This is a genomic window from Actinoallomurus sp. NPDC050550, from assembly GCF_040655075.1.
Taxonomy (GTDB): Bacteria; Actinomycetota; Actinomycetes; order Streptosporangiales; family Streptosporangiaceae; genus Actinoallomurus.
Genome location: NZ_JBFAJC010000009.1, coordinates 121,072 through 136,524 on the forward strand (window position 1 = coordinate 121,072; position 15,453 = coordinate 136,524).

Genomic DNA, 15,453 nt, shown 5'->3' on the forward strand with positions numbered 1-15,453 from the left:
GTCTTTCCCCGCGGCACCCGGGCGACGGCCAGGCGCAGGGCAGTTTTCGGTCATGTAGCGGAGCGCGTCTTTGCACCCCCGAATCGGCCGGCCGTACGCGCCGCGGCGACGGCGCCATTCGCGATCCACGGCGATCCCGCCGCCCACGCCCGTGCGGAAGGCCGGTCAGGCCGTCCGCCGACCGAGGTCGTTGACCCAGGCCGGGCCGATATCCTCCAGAGTGTAGCCGCCGGGGTACGAGCGGGTGTATGGCTTCTTCGGCCGGGAGGACGGGCGCGGAGGCATCAGCCGGACGGCGAGCGCGCGCAGCTTCAGCGTCCGGTGCGCGGCGATCTCCAGGACCCGCGGCGCGCGGGGCAGACCGAGCGCCTGGCGCAGCGGCGCGTCGGTCACCGACAGCAGCCCTCGCCGGGCGAGTGGGCGCAGGAACCTCGGGAACCATCCCTCGAAGATCGCGATCGTCGCCTCCGCCACCTGGTGGTTGGCGTCGCTGAAGGCGTAGTTCTTCTGTTCGAAACGGTCGAGGAGGTCGGCGAATTCCCTGTAGGTCTCCGGGATCTCCTTCAGTCCCATGAGGCGGCCGATGTGGCGGAAGGTGTTCGTCGCGGCGCGCACCTCGTGCCTGCTGTACGGCCGCCAGCCGTACTCGGAGATCCAGCGCACGGGGACCACCACGAACGTCGCCAGGACATAGAGGAAGTCGTCGTTCGAGATCGAGTACCGGCCGTGGATCCGGTTCATGCGGCGTAGGGCGGCCCGGCCGCGTTCGGCGTCCAGCCCGCCGTCCTGCGTCATCTCGTACAGCAGGGCGACGGTGTCGTCGTAGCGTTTCTGACCTTTCCGGGCGAACTCCCCGGTGTGGTCGAGGAGCTCGCCGATCGACGGCACCGCGAAGGTGCGGAACAGCGCGAGCTCCAGCGACCGCTGAAGATCCCAGGGGAACTCGTATTCGGCGCTGATCCGAAAGATGTCCTGGTAGTCGCGCTCGGGGTCGAGGGCCTGAATCTGCCGGAGTCGGGTATAGCGGGCCATCCAGATTCTCCGTGTAAGGGGGCAATTACCGGAATCGGACTGCCATGATCGTAGGCGAGATCGCCGGACGACGCAGTAGCCGAGCCCACAGCGGGCGCACCTATCTCCAGGGGGATGAGGGCGTCGCCCGGTCAGGCGGTCCGGGGGGCGCGGTCCAGGCCCGGGGCGCTGCGGTCAGACGATCCCGGTGAGGACGCGGTCCAAGCCTGCGAGGAAGCGTGTGTCCCAGTCCACGTCCTCGCCGGACGCGGTCCCGGCGGCGCGCTCGCGGGCCTCGAGGGCCACCGTGCCGAGCAGGTAGCCGAGCAGGACGTGGGCGCCGACGGCCGCCTCGGACTCCGGAAGTCCGGCCGCGCGCAGCACCTCGCGTACGGAGACGGTGGTCGTGACGAGCGCTCCCGGGTTGCGGCGGGTGACGATGAGCGGCATCACGCCGACGTGCTCGAGCAGCCGGTCGCGGTAGGTCCGTGCCCAGGAGCGCAGCCGCTCACGCGGGTCGCCTTCGCCGGGAGGCACCGGCAGCGCGGCGACGTGGGCGATCAGCTGCTCGAGGAGCTGTTCCTTGCCGTGCGGGAGGTGATGGTAGATCGCCATCGCCTCGACCTGAAGCGAGTCGCCGAGGCGGCGCATTGTCAGCCGGCCGAGCCCCTGGCCGTCGATGAGGTGGAGCGCGGTCTCGATGATGCGCTCACGCGTGAGCGGTGCCCGCTGCGACATGATCGCACCTTACTGCGTAAAGGCGGTTGCGCGAAAGCATCCCGGCCGCATGTCCCAGTGCCGTACCCTCTACCCTTGGCTCGGAGAGCATCGAGAGAAGGGGAGCCGCCATGGTCCTGGGTCGCAAGGTGAGCCCGGAGGTCGCTGAGCGCCACGCCGCGGACAAGAAGCTCGCCGCGGAGCTGCACGACCGGCTCGCCGCCGCGCAGGACGCCGAGCGGGAGTTCCACGCCGCTCAGGTCGAGGGCCGTGCCCTCGACGAGCTGCGCCCGCTGGCGGTCGCCTACGATCGCGCCCTGTACGACGCGCTCCTCGCCGCCGAGGCGGCGCAGCGGTCGGCGATGGGCCCGAAGACGTACGAGCATGGGGACGCCAAGCAGCGCCGTGCGGCCCAGATCGCCGCGCGCAAGGCCCAGGCCAAGCCGGGCGTCCGCCCGTACGTCGACGAGGTCGACCGGCTTCGCACGCTGCGCGAGGCCCACAAACTGGCGCTGCGCACCACGCCGCCCGCCCACGTCTGAGCGACCACCGCGCGCCCGGTCGCGCGGGGCGACCGGCCCGGTGTCACCCGGCCGCGGCCCCGCGCGTCGGCGGAGCGCCGCCGGCGGGGGCCGGACGGTGATCCGGCCGCGGTGCCTCCGCGGCCCGCCTCGCCGGGGGAGGTCCCGTCACCATGACAGCGCCACGCCGCGGGGGATCACGGGGTGACCTGACCGATGGAGCGGCTTGACCCTCGGTGCGCTTCGCTCGCGCCGTCGCCAGTTGTCCATGAAATCGCCGCTGGTTTTCATCCAAGGGGTACAAGACAGTGCCCCACCAGCGTGAACACGGCCAGGTCGGAGTGGCACGGGCCGATGAACTCTGAGACTCTACCGACTCAGGTGTCGTCGTGGGCAACAGCGGCCGTCCCGGCCACGGCGATGCGGGCCAGCAGGAAGTGCTCTGTCCGGGGGGATGACTTGGAGCGCACGCCGCCGGATCGGCGAGACCTTCTCGGCGCATGCCGAGAAGGCGTCCTCGCGATCTGTGAGCTGGCCGCGCACTTCTCGGACTGGTCCGTGCCGACGCCGTGCAAGGAGTGGCAGGCCATCGACCTGGCCGGTCACCTGCGCTGCGTCGCGGAGAACTTCCACGAGTACCTCAACGACGCCCCCAACAGCCGGCTGTCGCGGCTGTTCGCCCAGGACGCCCCGGCCGCCCTCATGATGCGCCAGCTGTCCCGGCAGAACGCCGCCGAGCTGGCCGTGTTGCCGCCCGCGACGGGGCGCGAGCACATCATCGCGTTCGCCGTCTCGGCCGAGGCGTACTCCGACCGGCTGCTCGACGTGTGGGACGAGCCGTACCTCTCCTACCGGGGCACCAAGCTGACCGCGGGCGACTACGCCGGAGCGGTGTGCGTCGAGTGGCACCTGCACGCCTGGGATCTGGCCCGCGCGCTCGACAAGGACCACCGCCCCCGTCGCCCCGACGTCATCGCCGCTGCCTGGCGCACCGGGGTGCCGCACCTGCCGGCACCCGGCAGGGGAGACGAGTGGGAGGCGGTGCTGCGCGCGTCAGGACGCTCGCCGGACTGGCATCCCGAGTGACGGCCGACCGGTTCACTCGGTGAGCGGGTTGTGGCGGCCAGGTGGGCTCACTCGGTGAGCAGCGGCTCCAGTAGGCGGTGCGGGCGCCGCAGCGCGCGCGAGACCGGATCGTCGCGGTGCGGCCGGTCGGCGCCCGGGCCGGGTCGCACCTCCAGCTCCTCCGGCCGGGCGAACCGTCCGCACGCCGCGCAGGTGCCCGTCCGGCCGACGCGGGTGCCGCAGGGGAGATGGGTGTAGAGCCGGGTCGGTCCGGCCGGGGAGAGGTACTCCCCGCCCCAGTGGCCGAGCGCGTTCAGCGCCGGCCAGAGTTCACGGCCGCGCTCCGTCAGCACGTACTCGTGACGCCGGGGTGACTCCTGGTAGGGCCGCCGGTCGAGCACTCCGGCGTCCACGAGGGCCTGCAGGCGCGCCGCGAGCACCGCCCGGGGGATGTCGAGGTGGGCGAGGAAGTCGCCGTAACGGCGGACTCCGTAGAAGGCGTCGCGGACGATGAGCAGCGTCCACCGCTCGCCGAGCAGTTCCAGAGCGCGGGCGAGCGCGCAGTCCTGCGCGACGTAGTCCTTCCCGAGTGCCATGCGCACAGGCTAGTTCATTCAACGAACCGATGGTGTTACAGTCGGCCCGTTCTTAGTTCATTGATTGAACCGAGGTGATGGCAGTGCAGACGGCCGTACGGGTCGGCGAACGCGTCCGGGAGGGACGGACCCTCGCCGTCGTCTCCGCCGCGACGATGCTCGCGCTGATGAACTACAACGCGACCTTCTCGACGCTCGCGGCGATGGCACGCGACCTGAACGCCAGAACGGCGGGTCAGACGTGGATCCTCGGGAGCATCGCGCTCGGCACCGCCGTGCTGCTGCTCGCCGTGGGCGGGCTCGCCGACGACCACGGGCGCAAGCGGGTCTTCGTCACGGGCGCGCTCACCCTGGCGATGTCCAGCGTCCTGTGCGCCTTCGCCCCGACGACCTTCGCGTTCGTCGCCGGCCGTCTCCTCCAGGGCGGTGCGACCGCGGCCCTGCTGGCGGCCGGGCTCGGTCTCATCGGCCACGCCTTTCCCACCGGCCCGGAGCGGGCGCGGGCGACGGGCGTGTGGGGCGCGATGCTCGGGCTCGGCATCGCGCTCGGGCCGGAGGCGTCCGCCGGGCTGGCCGAGTTCGCGGGCTGGCGGGCGTGGTACGTCGTCGCGGCGGTCGCGTCGGCGGTGCTGGCGGGGGCGGCCGTGACCGGGCTGCGCGAGTCCCGGGCCGAACACCGGCGCAGCGCGGACCTGCCCGGAGTGCTGACGCTCGGGACCGGAGTGGCGGCGCTGCTCGGCGCGATCACCCTGGGGCGCGGAGGATGGGCCAGGGCGGAGGTGCTCGTCCTGTTCGCCGCCGCGGCCGCCCTCCTCACGGCGTTCGTGGTCGTCGAGTCGCGGATCCGCGAGCCACTGCTCGACCTGCGGCTGTTCCGCCGGGCGGACTTCGTCGTGGCTACCGGGGGCGCGTTCTTCACCGGCGTCGCGGTGATCGGGGTGATGAGCTACCTGCCGACGATGGTAGGCCGCGTCCTCGGGGAGCCGCCGCTGCTCGCGGGCGCCGTGCTCAGCCTGTGGGCCGGCGTGTCGTTCGCCGTCTCCCTCCAGGTCCGCCGCGTGGCGGCCCGGGGCCGGCACCTCATCGCCGCCGGCCTGGTGCTGTGCGCGCTCGGCGACGTCGCCTTGATGGGCCTGTCGGCCGGCTGGGGATGGTGGCGGCTCGCCCCGGGCCTGGTGGTCAGCGGGGTGGGCAGCGGCCTGCTGAACGCCGCCCTCGCCCGGCTGGCCGTCGAGAGCGTGCCCCCGTCCCGTACGGCCATGGGCTCCGGCGCGAACAACACCGCACGGTACATCGGGGCATCGGTCGGAGTGGCCATCGTGGTCGCAATCGCCACGTCGGCGCCGACGCTGACCCGGGGGACGGACGTCGCCCTCGCCGTCTCCGCCGCGATCGCCCTCGCCGGGGCGGTGGCCGCCGTCGCGGTGGGCCGCCGCGGCTAGCGTCGCCGCTCTGTACGTCAAGTGATGGCGCGGTACAAGAACCGTGACACATTTCTTGTTACTCAAAGGGAAGGACGTTACGGAGCCGAGACGCCAGACTGTCGGGCACGCGTCCGTGGAAAAGGGTGACCGTGTTCTTCTCGCTCCTCAAGCACGTGTTGCTGGGACCCCTCCTGCGGGTCGTCTTCCGGCCGAAGGTGACCGGCACTGTTCCCGACGGGGCCGCGATCCTGGCCTCGAACCACCTGTCGTTCTGCGACTCGCTGTTCCTGCCGCTCATGGCGCCGCGGAAGGTGGTCTTCATCGGCAAAGAGGAGTACTTCGTCGGCACCGGGCTGAAGGGGCGGCTGATCGCGGCCTTCTTCCGCGGCGTCGGCACCATCCCGGTCGACCGCAGGGGCGGGTCGGAGGCGGCCGACGCGCTCGACACGGCGCTGCGCGTGCTCAAGGAGGACCGGCTGTTCGGGATCTACCCGGAGGGCACGCGCTCCCCGGACGGCCGGCTCTACCGGGGCAAGACGGGCGTCGCCCGGCTGGCCCTCGCGTCGGGCGCGCCGGTGGTGCCCTGCGCGCTGATCGGCACCGACCAGGTCCAGCCGATGGGGCACAAGATGCCGAAGAAGATCATGCGGGTCGAGGTGCGCTTCGGGGAGCCCCTGCGGTTCCCGGAGGACGCCGACCCGCGTGCCGTCACCGACGAGGTCATCGCGGCGATCCAGAAACTGTCCGGGCAGGAGTACGTCGACGTCTACGCCGCCTCGGTGAAGAAGGCCGCCGCCGCGAAGAACGGCTGACGGGAACAGACCCGCGCCCGTCGCGGTTAGAGCTCATGTAGGACGGACGAAGCCGGACTCATAGGCCACGATGACCGCCTGGGTACGGTCGCGCGCCCCCAGCTTGGCCAGCAGGTTCCCGACGTGGGTCTTGACCGTCTCCACGCTCACCACGAGGTCGGCCGCGATCTCCGCGTTGGACAGGCCCCGAGCCATCAGGGTGAGCACCTGCTCCTCCCGTTCGGTGAGCCGCGCCCGCCGGATCCGGTCGGTCTCGCGGCCCGCCGCGTGCCGGGCCGCCAGGCCTCGGATCGCCGCCGGGAACAGCAGCGAGTCGCTGAGCGCGACGGTGCGGATCGCCTGCAGGATCTCCGGCGGGCGGGCCCGCTTGAGCAGGAAGCCGCTGGCCCCGGCGCGCAGCGCCTCGTACACGTAGTCGTCGTTCTCGAACGTCGTGACCACCAGGATCCGCGGTGGTTCGGGGACCGCCCCGAGGATCGTCCGGGTCGCCTGGATCCCGTCGACCGCGGGCATGCGGACGTCCATCAGGACGAGGTCGGGCCGCAGCGTGCGTACCATCGGCAGCACCTCGGCGCCGTCGGCGGCCTCGCCGACGACCGTGAAGTCGGGTTCCGCGTCGATGATGGCGCGCAGTCCGGTGCGGATGAGCGGCTCGTCGTCGGCGATGAGGATGTCGGTCACTGTTGCTGCAGCTCCATCAGGGGGACGACCGGGATCGTGACGCGCACCTGCCACCGCGCGCCGTCGGGACCGGCGGTGAACCGCCCGCCCAGGAGGGCGACGCGCTCGCGGACGCCGCGCAGTCCGCTGCCGCCGCCGGATCGGGGCGCGGCGGCGGTCGCGACGGGGTTGGTCACCTCCAGTTCGAGGCGCTCGGCGCGCACGCCCAGCCGCACGTCGACGGGCACTTTACCGGCGTGGCGGAGGACGTTCGTCAGGGCCTCCTGCAGGATGCGGTACGCCTCGCGGGACACCACCGACGGGATGCCTTCGGTCTCCCCGACCTCGGCGCGCACCTCCACACCGGCGGACCGGGTCTGCTCGAACAGGGCCTCCGCGTCGGCGAGCGTACGCTGTGGGGTCCGGGCGCTCGGGTCCTCCCGCAGCAGGCCGAGCACGTGGTCGAGGTCCTCCAGGGCCGTCCGCCCGGTCTCCTCGATCGCCGACAGCGCGCGGCGGGCGAACTCCGGATCCGAGTCCAGCAGGCGGACGGCGGCGCCCGCCTGAAGCGTGGTGACGGTCAACGCGTGCCCGATGGAGTCGTGCAACTCGCGCGCGAGCCGGTTGCGCTCGATGAGCTGCTCCGCGCGGCGCTCGAGCTGGACCAGCCGGTCCGCCGGCGACGGGCCGAGCAGGGCCGGCGCCACCCGCGCGAGGACCGCGCCGACGCCCGCCCCGAGGTAGACGACCAGCGGCAGGATGATCAGTCCCAGCGCCACCGTCGACCAGACGGGCAACTCCGAGTACCGGCCGAGGAACTCCCGGCCGATCCGCTCGCCGGTGTACGGCGTCTGGAGCAGGAACAGGGCCAGCGGCAGGGCGACGACGGCGAGCATGCCGGTGCCGCCACCCACGCCGATGTGCAGCACCCACCAGGCGGCGGTGCGCCGGCGGGACCGCCAGGAGCGCATGCCCTCCGCGGTCTCCGCGGGCAGCCGGACGCCGAGGAGCGTCTCCGCCGCCGTCCGGGACAGGATCCGCACCGCGGGGATGAAGGCCACCGCGCTCGAGATGGCGGTGTAGACCACCAGCATGACCAGGCTCTCCAGGACCTTGTCGGCGGCCTGCCGGTCGGCGTGGCCCATGATCTGCAGGAGCCCGGCGTAGATCAGGATGTACGGCACCAGGATGGCCGTGCCGCCGAAGAGGAACGTCCAACGGCGGTAGGTCGTCACGCTGACGAGGGGGCGGACCAGGGACTTCACGCTGAGATCCTGGCAGAACGAGGCGGCGCCGCGCCTCCCCCGCGGGAGCCAGTTCCGCGGGCGGGGAATTCCCTCGGCTGGTGTCGGGGCGCGACCTGTGTTATATCTTGTGCGCAGCGCCGGGCTTTCCCGCTCCGTCGGATGAGGCGCTTTCCCAGCCGGGCGTTGTCCCACCGCCGCCGTTGATTTTCCGGCAGGCGACGATTCACCCCCGAAAAGGCCTCCTTCTCCTCGGGTACCGCTCTCGCGTACCCGCCCACGGCGGCCCGACCGGCCGCCCCCTCTTCTCGCGCGCCGTGCTGACGGCGCCGCATTTCGAAAGGAATTCCATGACCAGCACCCTCGAAACCACCACCACCCCGCCCCGTGCGCCGGCTGAGCGGGACGCCCCCGCCACTCCCGTCGCGGGCATCCTCGAGATCGGCGACAAGCACGGGTTCGTCCGGACCTCCGGCCATCTTCCGGGCCCCACCGACGCGTACGTCTCCCTCGCGCAGGTCCGTAAGCACGGATTGCGCACCGGCGACCTCATCGAAGGGGCGGCGCGCCGCCCGCGGCCGGACGGCAAGCGGGAGAAATTCAACGCCATGGTCCGTGTCGACACGGTGAACGGGCTGCCGCCGGAGAACGCCACGGCACGGCCGCATTTCGCCGAGCTGACACCGCTGTATCCCCAGGAACGGCTCCGTCTGGAGACCGGGCGTAATGACCTGGCCGGCCGGATCGTCGACCTGATCGCGCCGATCGGAAAGGGACAGCGAGGGCTCGTCGTCGCCCCGCCGAAGGCGGGCAAAACGATGATGCTGAAGGCCCTCGCCACCGCCATTCGCGCGAATCACCCCGAATGCCACCTGATGATCGTGCTCGTCGACGAGCGACCCGAAGAGGTCACCGACATGCGGCGGTCCGTCGACGCGGAGGTCGTCCACTCCACCTTCGACCGCCCCGCCGCCGAGCACATCGCCGTCGCCGAACTCGCCATCGAACGCGCCAAGCGGCTCGTCGAACTCGGCCGCGACGTGGTCGTCATCCTCGACTCGATCACCCGCCTCGGGCGGGCGTACAACCTCGCCGCACCCGCCGGCGGCCGGATCCTCGCGGGCGGTGTGGCCACGACGGCGATCCACCCTCCCCGCCGGTTCCTCGGGGCCGCCCGCAACATCGAGGAGGGCGGCTCGCTGACCATCCTCGCGTCCGTGCTCGTCGAGACCGGCTCCCGCATGGACGACGTCTTCTTCGAGGAGTTCAAGGGCACCGGCAACATGGAGCTGCGGCTGAGCCGCGAGCTCGCCGACAAGCGGACCTTCCCGGCCGTCGAGGTCACCGGATCCAGCACCCGCCGCGACGACCTGCTCATGTCCTCGGCGGAGCTCGAGGTCGTGGGCCGGCTGCGCCGGGTCCTGCACACGCTCGGCCCGCAGGAGGCGGCCGAGCTCCTCATCGGCAAGCTGCGCGACACGCCGACCAACGCGGAGTTCCTCCTGCAGGTCATGCGGGAGACCGCCAAATAACGTCCCTCACGGCCGCAGGGCCAGCCGGAGCGCGAAGCCGAGGAACGCCGTGCCCGCGACCCGGTCCAGCACGCGGCCCACGGCGGGCCGGCGCAGCAGCCGCCCGAGGCGGTCGGCCAGCACGGCCAGCACCGTGCACCAGGCGACGCCCTCGGCGACGTGCACGCTCGTCAGCAGGAGGCTCCACGGCAGCACCGGCGCGCCCGCCGGCACGAACTGCGGCAGCAGCGACAGGTAGAACACCCCCACCTTCGGGTTCAGCGCGTTGGTGAGCAGGCCGCGGAGGAACCAGCCGCGCCCGGGGGACTCGGCCGCGTCGCCGGTCGCCTCCTGTCGGCTCACCAGGAGCCGTACGCCCAGGTAGAGAAGGTAGGCGGCGCCCGCCCAGCGCAGCACCGTGTACAGCGTGTGCGAGGCCGCCAGCACCGCGGTCAGGCCGAACCCGGCCGCCGCGCCCCACCAGAGGCAGCCCGCCTGGACGCCCAGCGCCGCGATGAACGCCGCGCGGCGGCCGTACGCGATCGCCGTCCGCAGCACGAGCAGCGAGTCCGGTCCCGGCACCAGCGTGAGCAGCGCCGCGACCCCCGCGAACGTCAGGAGCCCCATCACTCCACCGTCACGCTTTTGGCGAGGTTGCGCGGCTTGTCGACGTCGTGGCCCAGCGTCACCGCCGCGTGGTAGGCCAGCAGCTGCAGCGGTATCGACAGCAGGATCGGATCGAGCTCGGGCTCGTTCTTCGGAATGACGATCGCGTCGTCGCCGAGCTCCCGATGCCCGACCGTCAGCACCCGGCCGCGCCGCGCGCGGATCTCGCCCAGCGTCGAGAGGTTCTTCTCCAGCAGCTCGTCGTCCGGGACCACCGCGACGGCCGGCAGCTCGGGGCTGACCAGCGCGAGCGGGCCGTGCTTGAGCTCGCTCGCCGGGTACGCCTCCGCGTGGACGTAGGACACCTCCTTGAGCTTCTGCGCGCCCTCCCGGGCGACCGGCCAGCCGCGCACCCGCCCGATGAACAGCATGCTGCGGTAGGCGGCGAACTCGCGGGCGAGCTCGGCGATCCGGTCCTCCTGCTTGAGGATCTCCTCGATCTGCGCGGGCAGGGCGCGCAGGCCCTCGGCGATCCGGCGGCCGTCGGCGGGGGACAGGTCGTGGATCCGTCCGAGGTGCAGCGCGATGAGGGCGAAGACCACCGCCGTGGAGGTGTACGCCTTGGTCGAGGCGACGGCGATCTCCGGGCCGGCGTGCAGGTACACCCCGCCGTCGCACTCGCGGGCGATCGCGCTGCCGACGGCGTTCACGACGCCGAGGACCCGTCCGCCCTTGCGCTTCAGCTCCTGGACGGCCGCGAGCGTGTCGTACGTCTCTCCGGACTGGCTCACCGCGACGTACAGCGTGTCCGCCTGGACGACCGGGTTGCGGTAGCGGAACTCCGAGGCGGGCTCGGCGTCGGCCGGGATCCGCGCCAGCTCCTCGATGAGCTGCGCGCCGACCTGCCCGGCGTAGTACGCGGAGCCGCAGCCGAGGATCTTGACGCGGCGGATCTCCCGCGCCTCGCGGGGGTCGAGGTTCAGGCCGCCCAGGTGCGCGGTGTGGAACCGCAGGTCCACCCGGCCGCGCAGCGTGCGCTCCACGGCGGCGGGCTGCTCGTGGATCTCCTTGCGCATGAAGTGCGTGTAGCCCTCGGCGTCGTACGCGGCCTCTTCCGCCTCGATGACGGAGGGCTCCTTGCGGGTCGCCCGCCGGTCGAGCGTCGACGTGCGGAACCCGTCGGACCGTACGGTCGCCAGCTCGCCGTCGTCCAGGTGCACCACCTGCCGCGTGTAGCGGACCAGCGCGGCGACGTCGGAGGCGACGAACATCTCCTTCTCGCCGATGCCGAGGACGACCGGGCTGCCGTTGCGGGCGGCGACCAGCACGTCCGGGTGGCGCGTGTCCACGACGGCGATCCCGTACGTGCCGACGACCCGGGACAGCGCCTCCCGTACGGCGTCCTCCAGCTCGGCCGCGCCGGACCGGGCGATCAGGTGCGCCAGCGCCTCGCTGTCGGTCTCGGACGTGAGGACGACGCCGTCCGCGACCAGCTCGGCGCGCAGCTCGTCGGCGTTCTCGATGATGCCGTTGTGCACCATGGCGATGGTCCCGGCGACGTGCGGGTGGGCGTTGAGGTCGCTCGGCTCGCCGTGCGTGGCCCAGCGGGTGTGCCCGATGCCCGGGGCGCCCTTGAACCGGGCGGGCAGGTCGGCGGCCAGCTCGCCGACGCGCACCTTCGCCTTGCGGACCCGCAGGTCACCTGAGCGGCCGACGACGGCCAGGCCCGCCGAGTCGTAGCCCCGGTACTCCAGCCTGGCCAGCCCTTCGGTCAGGATCGGGACGGCGTCCCTGGGACCGACGTAGGCCACGATTCCGCACATGGGGTCTCCTTCATCCGTAGACGATCCGGCGGAGCTGGCGCAGCGAGAGCTCGGGGGGAGCGACCCGCCGCGACGCCAGCTCGGCGGCGATGCGTTCGAAGATCCGGTCGTTGGTCAGCCCGCGCGCCTTCAGCTCCGCGTGCCGCCGGCGGACGAAGTCCTCGGCGGGCTCGGCGAAGTAGGCGAGCACGTCGGCGACGACGCGCGCCGCCTCGCCAGGAGTCAGCGGCGAGGTACGGCTGAGGTGCGCGACGAGCTCTTCGTGGGGGTGTCCGGACACGAGCGTCGATGTTGCCGGTTCACTACGGACAAACGCAAGAATCCTGCCCGCAATCGGGCAGGATTCTCGGTGATGCGAGGGGTCAGCCCTCGAGGATCTTGTTGTACCGGTACGGCTTGTAGTGGTTGTAGGTGATCGGGTGGACGCGGTGGTGGGTGCCGCCGTCGCCGGCCTGCTCGTACACCCAGTACGCGGTGTGTGCGGGGTTGGCCCACTGCTCGAAGAGCATGACGTGCCCGGCGTCGCCGATGCTGCCCGCGCCGAGGAAGCCGATCGCGTCGGCCGGCCGCAGGTCGCCCCACGCGATGGGGTGGACGACCGGTCCGGGTGTGCCGTACCCGCCGCGCAGCATGCTGTCGGTGTTGTGGTTGAGCGGTGTGCCGTTCGCGTTCCGGAGGTTCCAGGCCATGGAGACGTAGCCCGAGCAGTCGGTGCGCCAGCCGTTCAGGTAGCGCGTCTGGCTGTAGGGAACGGGGCCGCCGTTCCAGGCGGTGAGCCAGGTCCGGGCACGGGCGATGGCGACGCTCCGCTTGGTCGGGATCATCGCCGCGGCCGGTGTCGCCGCCGTGTCCTGATGCTGGGCGATGCCCGCGGGGTTGGGGAGCGGGCCGTTCGCGCCGGCGGGCGTGGTGGGCGCGACGGCGGTCGCGAGCGCCGCCATGGCGCCGAGCGCGACGAGGTTGCTGTGCCTCATGTGCATCCTTTCCTCGGGAGCTTCCGTCAGGAGTTGAGGTCGCGGTGGATGACGCGGGCGAGGCCCTCGATGGTCTCGTGGCCGTACGCCTCCGTCGGGTTCCCCTGGGTGAGCACGACGATCTGGTAGTCCTTGCCGTGGCCGTCGAACGTGCCGAGGCTGTTGACCCGCCATCCGGCGCCGTCGGACCGATCGACCCAGCCGTTCTTGACGTGGACGTTCACCCCCGCCGGGGCGCCGGCCGGGGTGCCCCAGCGCTGGCCCGGCACGACCGCGGCCATCAGCCGGAGGACGTACGCCCGCGAGGGGGCGCCGAGCGCCGTGGTGCCACTGAACGTCAGGAGCTTCAGGAGGACGAGCTGGTCGCCGGCGGTGATCTGCGTCTTGCCCCAGTAACCCGACGCGTCGATCCGGGTGTCGGCCATCCCGGCGAGGGCCAGGAAGTGCCGGATGCCCGCCTGCCCCACCTCGTTCCACAGCGCGGTCGCGGCCGCGTTGTCCGACCGGGTGATCATGCTCTCGGCCAGCCGCTGCTCCTGAGTGGTCAGCCCTCGGCGGGCCTCTTCGGCCCGGCGCAGCAGCGCGGCCAGGATGGTGACCTTGACGACGCTGGCCGACTGGAAGTGCGTCGTGGCGGCGAGCCCGCAACGGGTGTGCGTCGGACGGTCGAAGACGCCGACCGCGATCGGCCCGCGGCGGCCACGGAGCGCCGCGGGGATGTCGGCGGACAGGCGGGCGGCGAGGGCGGGGGCGTGGTCCGACGCGCAGATGGGGGCGGCGGCGCGGGCGGGGAGGGGAGACGCAGCGGCCGCGCACGCGGCGGCGAGCATGGACGTGACGGCGGCGATCGTTCGTTGTGTTCTCATGGCCCCCACCGGTGTGACGGATTGCATTGGGATACTAACAGAAAGTAGTCGCCTGGTCTCGGCATTGCCTGGAGGGAATCTTGACCGTTCGTTACAGATAGCACTATCGTGCGGGCCATGGCGCGGACGCGGGAGTTCGACACCGACACGGCGGTGCGGCGGGCGATGGAGCTGTTCTGGCGGCGGGGCTACGAGGCCACGTCGATCCAGGACCTCGTGGAGACCACCGGGCTGGGGCGCGGCTCGCTGTACGCCGCGTTCGGCAGCAAGGACGGGCTGTACGAGGCGGCGCTCCGGCGGTACGTCGAGATGTCGTCCGTGAAGATGACGGACCGGCTCGACCGCGACGTCCCGATCCGGAAGGTCGTCGGCGACCTGCTGCTCGCCCTGGTCGACGAGGCCGCCGAGGACGCCGAACGGCGCGGCTGCCTGGTGACGAACACCGCGATCGAGCGGCTTCCGCACGACGCCGTCTCGGACCGCATCGTCGTGGACGCCCTCAGGGGAGTCCGCGAGTCGATCGCCGCCGCGCTGACGCGGGCGCGTGAGCGCGGTGAGCTCCCGCCGGACACCGACGTCCCCCGGCTGGCCGACTTCTTCCTCACCGCCATCCAGGGTCTTCGCGTCATGGCGAAGGCCGGGCCGGACCGGCGCCGCCTGGCCGGTGTGGTCGAGACGGCGCTCGCCGTGCTGCCGTGACCCGAGGTCCTTCGGGGTCTCTTCGCGCCGCAAATCTGTAACGAACAGTCAAGAAATAGGAGTGACCGATGACCGTCGCACTGCTGGGCACCGGGATCATGGGCGCGGCGATGGCCCGTAACCTGCTCGCCGCGGGCCTCGACCTGCGAGCCTGGAACCGTACGCGTGCGAAGGCCGAGGCCGTCGACGGGCTCAAGGTGGCCGGTACCCCCGCCGAGGCGGCCGAGGGCGCCGATGTGATCATCACGATGCTGAACGACGGTGCGGCCGTGCGCCAGGCCATGGAACAGGCCGCGCCGGGTCTGCGGGAGGGGCAGATCTGGGCACAGATGAGCACGGTCGGCCTCGCTCCCCTCGACGGCCTCGTCGAGATCGCCGACCGGCACGGCCTCGTCTTCGTCGACGCCCCGGTGCAGGGCAGCCGCCGGCCGGCCGAACAGGGACAGCTCATCGTCCTCGCCTCCGGTCCGGACGGCGCGCGGGAACCCCTGCGGCCGGTGTTCGACGCGGTCGGCAAGGAGACGCTCTGGCTCGGCCCCGCCGGGGCGGGCAGCGGGCTCAAACTCGTCACCAACACCTGGGCACTCACGCTCATCTCGGGGGTCGGCGAGGCGCTTGCCCTGGCGAAGGCGCTGGACGTCGACCCGCAGGCGTTCCGCGACGTCGTCGGCGCCGGCCCGATGAACAGCGCCATGCTCCAGCAGAAGGCCGCCGCCATCGTCGACGGCGACTTCGCGCCGACCTTCACCGTCACCAACGCCGAGAAGGACACCCGTCTGATCGGCGAGGCCGCCCGCTCCGCCGGGGTCCGCATGGACGTCATCGAGGCCGCCCGCGAACGCTTCCGGCGCGCCGCCCTCGCCGGCCACGGTGAGGAGGACATGGCCGCCGGCTACTTCGCGAGCTTCTCCTGATCGACGGGCA

The 15,453-nt window shown here is 72.1% G+C and carries 16 protein-coding genes and 1 pseudogene; 7 read left to right on the forward strand and 10 right to left on the reverse strand.

All coding sequences use genetic code 11. The annotated features are described in order from the left end of the window. Positions 1–165 precede the first annotated feature (165 nt). Complete coding sequence (locus tag AB0I04_RS15210; protein WP_360884198.1) at positions 166–1,032, reverse strand: oxygenase MpaB family protein; 867 nt, start codon at positions 1,030–1,032, stop codon at positions 166–168. Positions 1,033–1,206: 174 nt separating this feature from the next. Continuing rightward, positions 1,207–1,749 carry a helix-turn-helix domain-containing protein gene (locus AB0I04_RS15215; RefSeq protein ID WP_360884201.1) on the reverse strand — a complete coding sequence of 181 codons (543 nt, stop codon included), beginning with the start codon at positions 1,747–1,749 and terminating at the stop codon, positions 1,207–1,209. Positions 1,750–1,859: 110 nt separating this feature from the next. On the opposite strand from AB0I04_RS15215, the gene AB0I04_RS15220 reads away from it, so the two are divergent. Together AB0I04_RS15220 and AB0I04_RS15225 are read left to right on the forward strand one after the other, a co-directional pair. Then, complete coding sequence (locus tag AB0I04_RS15220) at positions 1,860–2,270, forward strand: plectin (RefSeq protein ID WP_360884204.1); 411 nt, start codon at positions 1,860–1,862, stop codon at positions 2,268–2,270. Between the two features lie 438 nt (positions 2,271–2,708). Continuing rightward, the gene (locus tag AB0I04_RS15225; protein WP_360884206.1) at positions 2,709–3,335 is read left to right on the forward strand and encodes a maleylpyruvate isomerase N-terminal domain-containing protein; all 627 of its coding nucleotides are present in this window, start codon (positions 2,709–2,711) and stop codon (positions 3,333–3,335) included. A gap of 47 nt (positions 3,336–3,382) precedes the next feature. On the opposite strand, the gene AB0I04_RS15230 is transcribed toward AB0I04_RS15225, so the two are convergent. After that, positions 3,383–3,910, reverse strand: a complete 528-nt coding sequence (locus tag AB0I04_RS15230) for a helix-turn-helix domain-containing protein (RefSeq protein ID WP_360884208.1) — start codon at positions 3,908–3,910, stop codon at positions 3,383–3,385. A 77-nt stretch (positions 3,911–3,987) separates the two neighbouring features. Here AB0I04_RS15230 and AB0I04_RS15235 point away from each other — a divergent pair, with 77 nt between their 5' ends. Both AB0I04_RS15235 and AB0I04_RS15240 read left to right on the forward strand, forming a co-directional pair. Then, the gene (locus AB0I04_RS15235) at positions 3,988–5,352 is read left to right on the forward strand and encodes an MFS transporter (protein WP_360884210.1); all 1,365 of its coding nucleotides are present in this window, start codon (positions 3,988–3,990) and stop codon (positions 5,350–5,352) included. Positions 5,353–5,477: 125 nt separating this feature from the next. Next, positions 5,478–6,146 (forward strand): lysophospholipid acyltransferase family protein, encoded by a 669-nt coding sequence (locus tag AB0I04_RS15240; RefSeq protein WP_360884212.1) that lies wholly within the window; start codon positions 5,478–5,480, stop codon positions 6,144–6,146. A gap of 33 nt (positions 6,147–6,179) precedes the next feature. On the opposite strand, the gene AB0I04_RS15245 is transcribed toward AB0I04_RS15240, so the two are convergent. Together AB0I04_RS15245 and AB0I04_RS15250 are read right to left on the reverse strand one after the other, a co-directional pair. Then, entirely contained in the window at positions 6,180–6,827 is a 648-nt protein-coding gene (locus AB0I04_RS15245) for a response regulator transcription factor (protein WP_360884214.1), read from the reverse strand. Then, on the reverse strand, positions 6,824–8,071 hold the full coding sequence (locus AB0I04_RS15250) for a histidine kinase (RefSeq protein WP_360884217.1): 1,248 nt from the start codon (positions 8,069–8,071) through the stop codon (positions 6,824–6,826). The genes AB0I04_RS15245 and AB0I04_RS15250 overlap by 4 nt, the downstream gene beginning before the upstream one ends. A 398-nt stretch (positions 8,072–8,469) precedes the next feature. Between AB0I04_RS15250 and rho the strand changes: the two are divergent. After that, positions 8,470–9,582 (forward strand): annotated as a pseudogene (gene rho, locus AB0I04_RS15255) (transcription termination factor Rho); the annotation flags it as partial. Between the two features lie 6 nt (positions 9,583–9,588). On the opposite strand, the gene AB0I04_RS15260 reads toward rho, so the two are convergent. The 5 genes from AB0I04_RS15260 to AB0I04_RS15280 form a co-directional block, all read right to left on the reverse strand. After that, positions 9,589–10,188: a LysE family translocator gene (locus AB0I04_RS15260; protein ID WP_360884220.1), complete on the reverse strand. Its 600-nt coding sequence runs from the start codon at positions 10,186–10,188 to the stop codon at positions 9,589–9,591. After that, positions 10,188–11,990, reverse strand: a complete 1,803-nt coding sequence (glmS, locus tag AB0I04_RS15265) for a glutamine--fructose-6-phosphate transaminase (isomerizing) (RefSeq protein WP_360884223.1) — start codon at positions 11,988–11,990, stop codon at positions 10,188–10,190. Before glmS ends, AB0I04_RS15260 begins: the two co-directional genes overlap by 1 nt. Before the next feature lie 10 nt (positions 11,991–12,000). Beyond that, positions 12,001–12,270: a hypothetical protein gene (locus AB0I04_RS15270; protein WP_360884226.1), complete on the reverse strand. Its 270-nt coding sequence runs from the start codon at positions 12,268–12,270 to the stop codon at positions 12,001–12,003. An 82-nt stretch (positions 12,271–12,352) separates the two neighbouring features. Then, positions 12,353–12,964 (reverse strand): hypothetical protein, encoded by a 612-nt coding sequence (locus AB0I04_RS15275; protein WP_360884229.1) that lies wholly within the window; start codon positions 12,962–12,964, stop codon positions 12,353–12,355. Positions 12,965–12,990: 26 nt separating this feature from the next. After that, positions 12,991–13,830 carry a serine hydrolase gene (locus AB0I04_RS15280; RefSeq protein ID WP_360884232.1) on the reverse strand — a complete coding sequence of 280 codons (840 nt, stop codon included), beginning with the start codon at positions 13,828–13,830 and terminating at the stop codon, positions 12,991–12,993. Positions 13,831–13,947: 117 nt separating this feature from the next. Between AB0I04_RS15280 and AB0I04_RS15285 the strand changes: the two genes are divergently transcribed. Both AB0I04_RS15285 and AB0I04_RS15290 read left to right on the forward strand, forming a co-directional pair. Further along, entirely contained in the window at positions 13,948–14,529 is a 582-nt protein-coding gene (locus tag AB0I04_RS15285; RefSeq protein ID WP_360884234.1) for a TetR family transcriptional regulator, read from the forward strand. A gap of 68 nt (positions 14,530–14,597) precedes the next feature. Continuing rightward, positions 14,598–15,443 (forward strand): NAD(P)-dependent oxidoreductase, encoded by an 846-nt coding sequence (locus AB0I04_RS15290; RefSeq protein WP_360884237.1) that lies wholly within the window; start codon positions 14,598–14,600, stop codon positions 15,441–15,443. Positions 15,444–15,453 lie beyond the last annotated feature (10 nt).

What these genes read in the sequence shown, in the direction of transcription:
- AB0I04_RS15210 (WP_360884198.1), bottom strand. Translation starts at nt 1,032, where the DNA reads ATGGCCCGCTATACCCGACTCCGGCAGATTCAGGCCCTCGACCCCGAG.
- AB0I04_RS15215 (WP_360884201.1), bottom strand. Translation starts at nt 1,749, where the DNA reads ATGTCGCAGCGGGCACCGCTCACGCGTGAGCGCATCATCGAGACCGCG.
- AB0I04_RS15220 (WP_360884204.1), top strand. Translation starts at nt 1,860, where the DNA reads ATGGTCCTGGGTCGCAAGGTGAGCCCGGAGGTCGCTGAGCGCCACGCC.
- AB0I04_RS15230 (WP_360884208.1), bottom strand. Translation starts at nt 3,910, where the DNA reads ATGGCACTCGGGAAGGACTACGTCGCGCAGGACTGCGCGCTCGCCCGC.
- AB0I04_RS15235 (WP_360884210.1), top strand. Translation starts at nt 3,988, where the DNA reads ATGGCAGTGCAGACGGCCGTACGGGTCGGCGAACGCGTCCGGGAGGGA.
- AB0I04_RS15260 (WP_360884220.1), bottom strand. Translation starts at nt 10,188, where the DNA reads ATGGGGCTCCTGACGTTCGCGGGGGTCGCGGCGCTGCTCACGCTGGTG.
- glmS (WP_360884223.1), bottom strand. Translation starts at nt 11,990, where the DNA reads ATGTGCGGAATCGTGGCCTACGTCGGTCCCAGGGACGCCGTCCCGATC.
- AB0I04_RS15275 (WP_360884229.1), bottom strand. Translation starts at nt 12,964, where the DNA reads ATGAGGCACAGCAACCTCGTCGCGCTCGGCGCCATGGCGGCGCTCGCG.
- AB0I04_RS15280 (WP_360884232.1), bottom strand. Translation starts at nt 13,830, where the DNA reads ATGAGAACACAACGAACGATCGCCGCCGTCACGTCCATGCTCGCCGCC.
- AB0I04_RS15285 (WP_360884234.1), top strand. Translation starts at nt 13,948, where the DNA reads ATGGCGCGGACGCGGGAGTTCGACACCGACACGGCGGTGCGGCGGGCG.
- AB0I04_RS15290 (WP_360884237.1), top strand. Translation starts at nt 14,598, where the DNA reads ATGACCGTCGCACTGCTGGGCACCGGGATCATGGGCGCGGCGATGGCC.